This is a genomic window from Dietzia cercidiphylli (assembly GCF_014145145.1).
GTDB lineage: Bacteria > Actinomycetota > Actinomycetes > Mycobacteriales > Mycobacteriaceae > Dietzia > Dietzia natronolimnaea.
This window is the reverse complement of record NZ_JAALEA010000514.1, coordinates 1-1555: the sequence shown is the minus strand read 5'-3', so window position 1 is coordinate 1555 and position 1555 is coordinate 1. Positions and strand designations below refer to the sequence as shown.

The window sequence follows — 1555 nt, the reverse complement described above, 5'->3', positions numbered from 1 at the left end:
CGCTCGCCGCCGGAGAGGTCGCCGACCGGCGTGCGCTGGCGGGCGGGGGTGAAGCCGAGGCGCTCGGCCAGCTGGGAGGCGCTGAGCTCGATGTCACCGAACGCCACGCGGGCGGCCACGTCCTCGATCGCCTCGAGCACCCGCTGGTCGAGCGGCAGGTCGTCGAGCTCCTGCTTGAGCCACCCGATGCGGACCGTCTTGCCCTCCTTGCGGCGGCCGGCGGCCAGGGGGGCCTCACCGGCGAGGGCACGCAGGAGCGTGGTCTTGCCGGAACCGTTGACGCCCACCAGGCCGAGTCGTTCGCCGGGGGCCAGTCGCCAGGTCAGGTCCTCGACGAGGGTGCGGCCGTCGGGGGCGTCGAGGCGCGCCTCCTCGAGCTCGATCACCACCTTGCCGAGCCTCCGGGCGGCGAAGCTCGACAGGCGTAGTGAGTCACGGGGCGGCGGCACGTCCTTGATCAACGCCTCCGCGGCCTCGATGCGGTACCGCGGCTTGGAGGTCCGCGCCGGTGCGCCGCGACGCAGCCAGGCGAGCTCCTTGCGCATGAGGTTCTGCCGCCGGGACTCGGAGGCAGCGGCCTGTCGGTCCCGCTCGGCGCGGGCGAAGACCCAGTCGTTGTACCCGCCCTCGAACTGCTCGACGCGGCCGTCGACCACCTCCCAGGTGTGGGTCGCGACGGTGTCGAGGAACCACCGATCGTGGGTGACCACGACGAGGGCGGAGGACCGCGCACGCAGGTGGTCGGCGAGCCACTGCACGCCCTCGACGTCGAGGTGGTTGGTCGGCTCGTCGAGGACCAGCAGGTCGAGGTCCTGGACCAGCGCCGCGGCCAGGGAGACCCGCCGCCGCTCGCCGCCGGACAGATCGTCCACCGCGGTGTCCAGACCCAGGTCGTGGATGCCGATCCCGTCGAGCACGGCGCGGATCCGCGAGTCTCCCGCCCACTCGTGAGTGGCCACGCCCAATCCCCCGAGCACGGACTCGCCCACGGTGTCGGCGGCCAGCTCGGTCCGCTGGGTGACCACGGCCAGCCGCAAGCCGCTCACGCGCGAGACCCGTCCGGTGTCCGGCTCGGCCACCCCGGTGAGGATCTCGAGCAGCGTGGTCTTGCCGCCGCCGTTGAGGCCGACCACGCCGATGCGGTCGCCGGCGTTGACGCCCAGGGAGACGTCGTCGAGCACCTGTCGGATCCCGAAGGACACCGACCCCTGCTCGAGGTTGATGAGGTTCGTGGGGGCCATTACTGCTCCGGTGTCTGTTGCGGGTTGTCTATGACGTGGGCGCCGGCGACGGGGCCGCGGGTGAGTCGGACCTCGCGTGCGACGCCGGTCTCGCTCACCTCGGCCGCCACCGCGATCGCCTGCTCGCGGTCGGCGCAGAAGAACAGGCAGGTGGGACCCGAGCCGGAGACCATACCGTGCAGCGCACCGGCCTCGGCTCCGGCCCGGAGGGTCCTGCGCAGGGCCGGCATCAGCGAGAGTGCGGCGGGCTCGAGATCGTTGGCGAGCACCCCGGCCACCCGCGCCGGGTCGTCCCCGGCCAACGCCTCCACCAG

At 73.1% G+C, this 1555-nt stretch carries 1 protein-coding gene and 1 pseudogene; both read right to left on the bottom strand.

The features are described 5' to 3' along the window. The coding region (locus tag G6028_RS16580; RefSeq protein ID WP_182659526.1) for an ABC-F family ATP-binding cassette domain-containing protein at positions 1-1241 on the bottom strand (1241 nt) is incomplete at its 3' end. After that, a pseudogene (locus tag G6028_RS16575) lies at positions 1241-1555 on the bottom strand (4-(cytidine 5'-diphospho)-2-C-methyl-D-erythritol kinase); the annotation flags it as partial. The pseudogene G6028_RS16575 and the gene G6028_RS16580, both read right to left, overlap by 1 nt.